We start from the raw sequence: 9,066 nt of genomic DNA, 5'->3' as shown, positions 1-9,066 counted from the left end.
GATCGCCGGGTTCACTACAATGGCGGCTGCCAGCCACCGCCTGCGCGCCTGCCTTCTCCCATGTCCGAATCCACCGTCTCGTCCAGTTCTCCACCCACGCCTTCCGCCCGCAAGTTGTCCGTGATGTTGTGGCTCGTCGCCACGGGCTTCTTCATGCAGACGCTCGATTCGACTATCGTCAACACGGCCCTGCCCGCGATGGCGACGAGCCTCGGCGAACTGCCGTTGCGCATGCAATCGGTCGTGATCGCCTATTCGCTGACGATGGCGGTGATGATCCCCGTCTCCGGCTGGCTCGCCGACAAGCTCGGCACGCGCCGCGTGTTTCTCGGCGCGATCCTCGTCTTCACGGTCGGCTCGCTCTTGTGCGCGAGCGCGCACACGCTGAACCAGCTCGTGCTCTCGCGCATCGTGCAGGGCGTGGGCGGCGCGATGCTGCTGCCCGTGGGGCGTCTCGCCGTGCTGCGCACGTTTCCCGCCGAGCGCTATCTGCCCGCGCTCTCGTTCGTGGCGATTCCAGGCCTGATCGGCCCGCTCATCGGCCCGACGCTCGGCGGCTGGCTCGTGCAGATCGCCTCGTGGCACTGGATCTTTCTCATCAACGTGCCAGTGGGCGTGGCGGGCTGCGTGGCCACCTTCATCTTCATGCCCGACAGCCGCAACCCAGAAACGCCGGCGTTCGACGTGCCGGGCTACCTGCTGCTCGTCACCGGCATGGTGACGATCTCGCTCGCGCTCGATGGCCGCGCCGAGCTCGGCATCCCGCAAGCGACCGTGCTCGTGATGCTGATCGTGTCGCTCGCGGCGTTCGTGGCCTACGGGCTGCATGCGGCGCGGGCAACAACGCCGATCTTCTCGCTCGATCTCTTCAAGATCCACACGTTCTGCGTGGGGCTGCTCGGCAACCTGTTCGCGCGCATCGGCAGCGGCGCGATGCCATACCTGATTCCGCTGCTGCTGCAGGTCGCGCTCGGCTACACGCCTTTCGAAGCGGGCCTCATGATGCTGCCGGTGGCCGCGGCGGGCATGGGTTCCAAGCGCCTCGTCACGTATCTCATCACGCGCCACGGCTACCGGCGCGTGCTCGTGACCAACACGGTGCTGGTCGGCCTGATGATGGCGAGCTTCACGCTCTCGACGCCAGACGAGCCGCTGTGGCTGCGCATCGCGCAGCTGGCCGTATTCGGCGGCGTGAACTCGATGCAGTTCACAGCGATGAACACGCTCACGCTCAAGGACCTCGGCATGGGCGGCGCGAGCAGCGGCAACAGCCTCTTTTCGCTCGTGCAGATGCTCTCGATGAGCCTCGGCGTGACCGTTGCGGGCGCATTGCTGACGACCTTCACCGGCCTGATCCACCATGCGACGGGCTCGACCGTGATTCCGGCGTTCCATGCGACGTTCGTGTGCGTGGGGATCATCACGGCGGCCTCGTCGTGGATCTTCGCCCAGCTCTCCGACGACGTGCGCCGTACGGCGAAGAAGACCGATCCTTCGGAGCGCACCTGAAGCAAAGGGCGCCGCACAAAGGCCACATCAAGGCCCATACGCGGCACACATCCGCCGCCCCGGTGGTTCGACGGAGCGCGCCTGAAGCAAAGGACGCCACGCTGCGCACCGCACTGCACTGCAACGGTGCACGCAGCGATGCGCACGGTGCGCGCGAGCGGCGCGAAGGCGCCACACGAGTGCCTGATCACACTCGCACGCAGTCTCGAAATAGCCGATATCCCGCGCGCATGGCCCGATCCGCCATGTGTCTCAATGCGCATACTTTTTGCAAGGCTATCCAGTAATGTAAACTCGAGATTCGCGCGTACGGTTTGTCGCGCACGCCACCCAGCCCTATGACCAGCATGATCGAACTCGATCCCCCCGGCTTTCAGTCGCGTCCCGTCGCGGGCGAAGCAGGCGCGCGACGCACCGTGCTGTACGGCGGATACACCGTGTTCAGCGTGTTCCAGCCGGTGTTCTCGGTCGCCCACCGCCGCGCGATCGGCTACCACGCGTCGCTGCGCGCGCACGACGAGCATGGCGACCAGGTGCCGTCGCAGGAAGTCTTCACGCAGGCCGCGCGGCGCGGCGACCTGCTCGAGCTCGGCCGCCTCGCGGAATCGCTGCATCTGGGCAACTTCAACGCCTTCGATTCGCACGACGAATGGCTCTTCCTGAGCCTGCACCCCGCCGCGCTCATGGACACGAGCTATGGCGACGCCCTGCTCGCCGGCATCAAGGCGCTCGGGCTGCAGCCGCAGCGCGTGGTGCTGGAGGTCTCGGAGCAGGCGGGTGGCGAGAATTCGCGCTTCACGGAGATCATCGACGCCTTGCGCAAGGCGGGCTTCGTGATCGCGCTCGACGGCTTCGGCGCCAAGCACTCGAACATCGACCGCGTGTGGCATCTGCGGCCCGATATCGTCACGCTCGACCGCAGCCTGCTCGCGCAGGCGAGCCGTCACGCGCACATCGAGCGCGTGCTGCCGGGGCTCGTCTCGATGCTGCACGAGTCCGGCCAGCTCGTGCTGGTGGGCGGACTCTCGACCGAGCGCGACGCGTTGATCGCGCTGGAAAGCAACGCCGACTTCGTGCAGGGCGCGTACTTCGCGCGCCCCGACGTGGAGCCCGTCCCGCCCGCGACGGCCGCGCGCCTGATGGACGATCTCTCCGCGCGGCTGCGCGAGCGCGTGAGCGCGCGCGAGCGGACCCAGTGCGCGCGCCTCGCGCCCTACGTGAAGGCGCTCGAAGCGGCGGCGGCGCAGCTCGCCGCGGGCGTGAGCATGGTCGACGCCACGCTGCCGCTGCTCGGCCTCGCCGAGACGGCGCGCAGCTTCTTGCTGGACGCCTCGGGCCGCCAGATCGGCGACAACGTGCTGCCCGACGGGCGCTCGACGCAGCGCGCCAAGCGCTTCCGGCCGCTCCTGCATTCCGAGGGCGCGAGCTGGGAACGCCGGCCCTATTTCATCGGCGCGATGAAAGCGCCCGGCAGCGTGCAGTTCACGCCGCCCTATCTGTCGATCAACGAGGCGCACCTGTGCGTGACCGCCTCGATCGCCGCGCAAACGGCCCACGGCCTGCAGGTGCTGTGCGTCGACATCAACTGGGAAGCCGCCTCGCGGTAGTCCCGCGCGCTCAGGCTGGCTCGAGCGATCGGGCGAGCCGCGCGAGCAGCGAGCGCACCGCCGCTCCTCCGAATAGCCGATTGGCCGCCTGCAATGCGCTCCCGCGCGCGGTCGCGGCCACGCAGACCACCGGCGCGGCGCGCCCATCGTCGGCCACGCTGACGTGCAGCCACGCGGCCAGCTCGCCGTCCTCCGCCACCAGCGCAACGCCCGGCTCGCCATCGAGCGCGAGCATCTCGGCACGCAGGCGGCGCATTGGCGCGTGCGCGACGCCCGAGATCGCCACAGCCCCGGTCCCGGCGCGCGAACGGTGCGCCACCGCCGTGTCCGCCGTCGCGCCCGCCGCCACCAGCGCCGTCGCGGTCGCGCCCAGCAGGTCCATCAAGCCTGCGCGGTCCTGCGCATGGAGCACCTCGCGCAGCCGCTCGACGGTGAGCGCGTGCTGCGCCGCATCAGCGGGCGCAACGGGCTTGAGCGCTGGCTCGCGCGCCAGCCGCACGCGCGCGCGGCGCACGATCTGGCGGCAATGCACGGGCGTGCAACCGGTGAGCGCGGCAATCTCCGCGTAATCGCAATCGAACGCCTCGCGCAGCACGAAGACAGCCTGCTCGAGCGGCCCGAGCCGCTCGAGCAGCATCAGCAGCCCATCCGCGAGACGCGCGGCGCGCAGGCCCGCCTCCTCCGCCGAAGGCGCAGTGTCGTCGGGCCAGAGCCCGGCGCCGGGCACCTCGCGCTCGCCCGCGCGTTCGCGGCGCTGCTTGCGCAGCCGGTCGATCGCGAGGCGCACCGCGGCCGTCGCGAGCCACGCTTGCGGCACGCGTACCGCCTCCACATCGGCCTCACGCCAGCGAAACCACGCGTCCTGCACGACGTCCTCCGCCTCGGCACGGCTGCCCAGCACGCGCATGGCCAACGCCAGCAAGCGCGCACGCTCCTTGTCGAAGACAGCGGCGCGGCGGCCCTCGCTCCATGCGCCGCCTGGCGTGCCGGACGGTGCTTCGAGCGCCATCACGCGCCGCTCGCCATCGCGCGCGCAATCTTGCGGCGCTGCGGCGCTCGCCTGCGCGGCATCGCGCGCCTTGCGCACGTCTCGCACCTCCACTTCGTCGATCACCTGGGTCATTCGCTCCGCTCCTCTTCGCTGGCGCCTCGCGCGCCATTGCCGCGCCGGTTCTCCGCGGACGGCCCACGCCGCCCTCGCCCGTGAGACGACCGGCAGCGCGTCGATGTGACAGCCTCGTGCAAAAAAATTGTCGTCACGCGCGACGTGCGGCGGGCGTCTTGGGGGAAGCAGCGCAACGGCGCGGCTCCCGATCACCCAAACGCGAGGAATTTCATGCTTCCCACCGCTCAGCATCATGCAGCAATCGCGCCGCGCGCGCTCAATCTGGTTCCGACCGTCATCGAAACCTCAGGCCGCGGCGAGCGCGCCTACGACATCTACTCGCGCCTTTTGCGCGAGCGCATCGTGTTTCTGGTCGGACCGGTGACAGAACAGACGGCGAGCGTCGTCGTCGCGCAGTTGCTCTTCCTCGAAGCCGAGAATCCGGAGAAGGACATCAGCCTCTACATCAACTCGCCGGGCGGCTCGGTCTACGACGGCCTCGCGATCCACGACACCATGCAGTTCGTGAAGCCCGACGTCTCCACGCTATGCACGGGCTTCGCGGCGAGCATGGGCTCATTTCTGCTCGCCGCCGGCGCGCCCGGCAAACGCTTCGCACTGCCGAACGCGCGCATCATGATCCACCAGCCCTCGGGTGGCAGCCAGGGGACCGCCGCCGATGTCGAGCTGCAGGCGCGCGAGGTGCTCTATCTACGCGAGCGCCTGAACACGATGCTCGCCGCGCACACGGGCCACGACATCGAGCAGATCGCGCGCGACACGGACCGCGATCACTTCATGTCGGCGGAGGCGGCGGCGGAATACGGGTTGATCGACCGCGTGCTCGCGTCGCGTGGGGACGCGGTGCCGCGCTGAGGGCTCACGCGAGCCGCACGGCGAGCCAGGCGGCCAGCACGCCCTTGTACTCGGCCACCAGCAGCTTGCGCTCCTTCGGCTTCGCGCTCGCATAGAGCAGATTGAGGCTCTTGATGACCTGCAGCATGACCTCGGCAACGCGGTAAGCGTCGTCCGCGCCGAGCGCCGCGTTGTAACGGCTGAACAGCGCGGCAAAACGCTGGCGCAGCTTGTTGCGCGCCGCCGCGTCGCGACGAAAGTCCAGCGAGACGGAAAGCAGCGGCAGATACGCGGGGTACGCATCCATCAACTCGACCATCATGTCGAGCAGCCGTTCGGCGAGCTGCGCGGGCGGCAGCTCGCCGTTGACCTGCGCCTGCGCCTCGACGAGCGCGCTCCAGCGCGCATCCATTTCATCGCCGTAACGCTGACGCAAGGCGAGCGCAAGCGCTTCCTTGTTCGGGAAATACTGGTACGCCGCGCCAATCGAGACGCCGGCCTGCTGCGCGATGTGCGTCATCGTGGCGGCTTCGAAGCCGCGCTCGGCAAATGCATCGGCGGCCGCTTCGAGCAGCGCATCGAGCGTGCGCGCGGCGCGTTCCTGACGCGGCACGCGCCGCCCGGCGTCATTCGGCACGGTCTTGCGCCGCAGCGGTGCAACCGGCATAACTGAGGCCTCCCTCACATTCATGTATGATATGTGAGGCCATCCTCACATATTGGTGAACCATGACGCAAGCCCTTTCTCTGAACCCGCGCACGACCGCGCTCGTGATGATCGATCTCCAGCACGGCATCGTGAGCCGTCCCATTGCGCCCCATGCCGGCGCACAGGTGGTCGCCAACGCGAAGACCCTCGCCGATGCGCTGCGCGCCAAAGGCGGCACCGTCGTCTGGGTGCGCGTGCTGCTCAACGACCTCCTCGCGATGCCCGCCGACGCGCCCACGCGCGCCCCCGACGCCCCGGCGGCCCCCGCCATCGCTTCCGAGCTCGTGCCCGAGATCGGCGCGCAGGATGGCGACGTCGTCGTCTCGAAGCGCCAGTGGGGCGCGTTCTACGGCACCGACCTCGAGCAGCAGCTGCGCCGCCGCGGCATCGACACCATCGTGATCGGCGGCATCGCGACCAACTTCGGCGTGGAGTCCACCGCGCGCGCGGCCTTCGACCAGGGCTTCAAGCTCGTGTTCGTCGAAGACGCCACCTCGGCGCTGAACGAAGACATGCACCGCTTCACGTTCGAGAAACTGTTCCGCCACATGGGGCACGTGCGCTCGACGCAGGAAGCGCTCGCCGCGCTCGCTTAACTCGGCTTCGAAAGCGCGCTTCGGAAGCGCGCGCCAAAACAAAAAGCCCTCGATTCGCATCGAGGGCTTTTTTCTGCGCCGCCCGCATCGGGCGGCGCGGGAACAGGCGGCGCTTTAAGCGAAGTTCTTCGCAGCGAAGTCCCAGTTCACGATGTTCCAGAACGCTTCGACGAACTTCGGACGCGCGTTGCGGTAGTCGATGTAGTAAGCGTGTTCCCACACGTCGATCGTGAGGAGCGCCTTGGCGTCGGTCGTGAGCGGCGTGGCGGCGTTGCTGGTCGACACGATGTCGAGCGAGCCGTCGGCCTTCTTCACGAGCCACGTCCAGCCCGAACCGAAGTTGCCGACTGCAGCCTTCGTGAAGGCTTCCTTGAACGCGTCGTAGGAGCCCCATTTCGCGTTGATCGCGTCGCCGAGCGCGCCCGACGGTGCGCCACCGCCTTGCGGCGAGAGGCAGTTCCAGAAGAAGGTGTGATTCCAGACCTGAGCCGAGTTGTTGAACACGCCACCCGACGACTTCTTGACGATCTCTTCGAGCGAGAGGTTTTCGAACTCGGTGCCCGGAATGAGGTTGTTCAGGTTCGTGACGTAGGCCTGGTGATGCTTGCCGTAGTGGTAATCAAGCGTCTCTTCCGACATGGTCGGTGCGAGGGCGTTCTTCGCGAACGGCAGCGGCGGGAGCGTAAATGACATGATGCGGTTCCTTCGTCGTGTTATGGGGAGTTCTGCGTGATAACCGGCATGGAGCACTCGATTGTAGGCGAGTTGGAATAACCCCGCAAACGCGTGGACATTATGCCGATCATCGGTTTTGCAGGGCTTTTATGCAGCACTTATGTATCTGCTGCGCAGCGATTGCGTGGGCTTTTCAGCAAGCGCCGCGCCCGCTGCGAGCGGGCCTGCAACACGGCGCGCGGGAGTTCGCAAGGCGCGCGAAAGACACCATGCGCGCCCTTTTTCAGAAGCCTTCGGAGAGCCTGGGCTGCACGTCGGCGAGCGCGACGTCCGCGCTGCCCTGCGCGAGATGCACGGTCAGGCGCTTGCCCGGCTTGAGCGCGCCCGGCGAGCGCACGGCCGCGCCGCTCTGCGCGTCGAGCAGCGCCGCATAGCCGCGCTCGAAGGTCCGCTGCGGGCTGAGCAGTTCGAGACGCGCCGCCAGCCCGGCAACGCGCGCCGTTTCGCGCTCGCGCTCCCGTGCAAATGCGGCTTCGAGGCGCCGCCCGAGCGAGTCCAGCTGGGCGCGCTGCGCCGCTGCGTCGGGCCGCATGCGCTGCCAGCGCATCTGCACGACGTTGAACTGCGCACGCGCCTGCGCGCTCGCGCGCGAGCCCGCCGAAGCCAGCCGGATCGCCAGCTGGCGCAGATGCGTGCGCTGCTGCGCGAGCCGCTCGCCCGGCGAAACGAGGCGGCGCGCGAGCCAGTCGAGCTGCTGGGCGCGGCGCTCCATCAAGCGGCCGAAGCCCCGCGCGAGTGCGGCGTGGCGCTGGTCCAGCTCGCGCAGCAGCAACACGCGCTGCGGGCTCACGAGCTCGGCGGCGGCGGTGGGCGTGGGCGCCCGGACGTCGGCGGCGAAATCGGCGATCGTGAAATCGGTTTCGTGGCCCACGCCGCTCACCACCGGAATCGCGCTCGCCGCGATGGCGCGCGCGAGCGTCTCGTCGTTGAACGACCAGAGGTCCTCGATCGAGCCGCCGCCGCGGCACAGCACGATCACATCCACTTCCGCACGGGCGTTCGCGGCATCGAGCATGGCCGTGAGCTTTTCCGCCGAGCCCGCGCCTTGCACCGGCGCCGGATAAACGATTACGGGCACGTGCGGCGCACGGCGCGCCAGCGTCGTGAGCACGTCGCGCAGCGCCGCTGCCTGCATCGACGTAATCACGCCGATCGCACGCGGATGGGTGGGCAACGCGCGCTTGTGCTCGGGGTCGAAGAGCCCCTCGGCCTCCAGCTGCGCCTTCAGGCGCAAAAACGCCTCGAACAGACGCCCCTGCCCCGTGCGCCGGATCGCCTCGACGTTCAGCTGCACCTCGCCGCGCGGCTCGTACATCGTGACGAGCGCGCGCACCTCGATGCGGTCGCCCTCGCGCGGCGTGAACTCGGCGTATTGCGCGCGGCCGCGGAACATCACACAGCGCATTTGCGCCTGCGCATCCTTGATCGAGAAGTACCAGTGCCCGCTCGCGGCGCGCGTGAAGTTCGAGACTTCACCGGAAATCCACGCGAGCGGAAACGAACGTTCGAGCATCGAGGCGATCGCGCGGTTGAGCGCCGAAACCGGGACGACGACGTCGCCGCCGGGCGCGGAAGAAAAGCGGTCGGAATTCATGAGCAGGACGTGAGTGAACGATGGGTCGAAAATAGCCCGGACAGACGATAGACCGTTCGGGGTGCGGCAGTCCAGCAGGAAGCGCTCCCATCGAACAAGGGCTGCGAGGTGTCCACATCGACCCCGTCATGTGACATATTTGCTGCAATTCCGTAAAAATCTCTTAAAAACCGCGCCATCCCGTTGATTTAAATACGTTTTTTATCCCAATAACAATCCATTACGCCGATGAGACAGGCTATCAGCGGGCTTTTGCGGGCGCCGCCACCCGCTTTCTCCACAAAGTTATCCACAGGTTGCTTTTTCTTGGTGCGCGGGCCCATTACCACTGATCAGGCGCCGCTTGCGTGGCCTTG

8 protein-coding genes are annotated in these 9,066 nt (G+C 67.9%); 4 read left to right on the top strand and 4 right to left on the bottom strand.

Features of this window, described 5'->3' with window-relative positions:
* The first annotated feature begins 60 nt into the window (after positions 1-60).
* Complete coding sequence (gene mdtD / locus BO1_RS26730) at positions 61-1,509, top strand: multidrug transporter subunit MdtD (protein WP_028220185.1); 1,449 nt, start codon at positions 61-63, stop codon at positions 1,507-1,509.
* A gap of 338 nt (positions 1,510-1,847) precedes the next feature.
* Entirely contained in the window at positions 1,848-3,116 is a 1,269-nt protein-coding gene (locus BO1_RS26725) for an EAL domain-containing protein (protein WP_028220184.1), read from the top strand.
* Between the two features lie 10 nt (positions 3,117-3,126).
* On the opposite strand, the gene BO1_RS52825 is transcribed toward BO1_RS26725, so the two are convergent.
* Positions 3,127-4,239: a sigma-70 family RNA polymerase sigma factor gene (locus tag BO1_RS52825; protein WP_167338392.1), complete on the bottom strand. Its 1,113-nt coding sequence runs from the start codon at positions 4,237-4,239 to the stop codon at positions 3,127-3,129.
* 213 nt (positions 4,240-4,452) lie between these two features.
* Between BO1_RS52825 and clpP the strand changes: the two genes are divergently transcribed.
* Entirely contained in the window at positions 4,453-5,097 is a 645-nt protein-coding gene (clpP, locus tag BO1_RS26715) for an ATP-dependent Clp endopeptidase proteolytic subunit ClpP (RefSeq protein WP_043286602.1), read from the top strand.
* A gap of 4 nt (positions 5,098-5,101) precedes the next feature.
* Here clpP and BO1_RS26710 read toward each other — a convergent pair whose 3' ends face one another.
* Positions 5,102-5,743 carry a TetR/AcrR family transcriptional regulator gene (locus BO1_RS26710; protein ID WP_043286599.1) on the bottom strand — a complete coding sequence of 214 codons (642 nt, stop codon included), beginning with the start codon at positions 5,741-5,743 and terminating at the stop codon, positions 5,102-5,104.
* Between the two features lie 62 nt (positions 5,744-5,805).
* Here BO1_RS26710 and BO1_RS26705 point away from each other — a divergent pair, with 62 nt between their 5' ends.
* Positions 5,806-6,381 carry an isochorismatase family protein gene (locus tag BO1_RS26705; RefSeq protein ID WP_028220181.1) on the top strand — a complete coding sequence of 192 codons (576 nt, stop codon included), beginning with the start codon at positions 5,806-5,808 and terminating at the stop codon, positions 6,379-6,381.
* 114 nt (positions 6,382-6,495) lie between these two features.
* Here the strand turns inward: BO1_RS26705 and sodB are convergent, their stop codons facing one another.
* A complete protein-coding gene (gene sodB / locus BO1_RS26700; RefSeq protein WP_028220180.1) occupies positions 6,496-7,074 on the bottom strand; it encodes a superoxide dismutase [Fe] in 579 nt (192 codons plus the stop codon).
* Positions 7,075-7,339: 265 nt separating this feature from the next.
* Positions 7,340-8,710 (bottom strand): exodeoxyribonuclease VII large subunit, encoded by a 1,371-nt coding sequence (xseA, locus tag BO1_RS26695; RefSeq protein WP_028220179.1) that lies wholly within the window; start codon positions 8,708-8,710, stop codon positions 7,340-7,342.
* Positions 8,711-9,066 lie beyond the last annotated feature (356 nt).

This window comes from Paraburkholderia oxyphila NBRC 105797 (assembly GCF_000685075.1).
GTDB lineage: Bacteria > Pseudomonadota > Gammaproteobacteria > Burkholderiales > Burkholderiaceae > Paraburkholderia > Paraburkholderia oxyphila.
The sequence above is the reverse complement of the archived record's forward strand: the minus strand, read 5'-3'. Positions and strand labels throughout refer to the sequence as shown.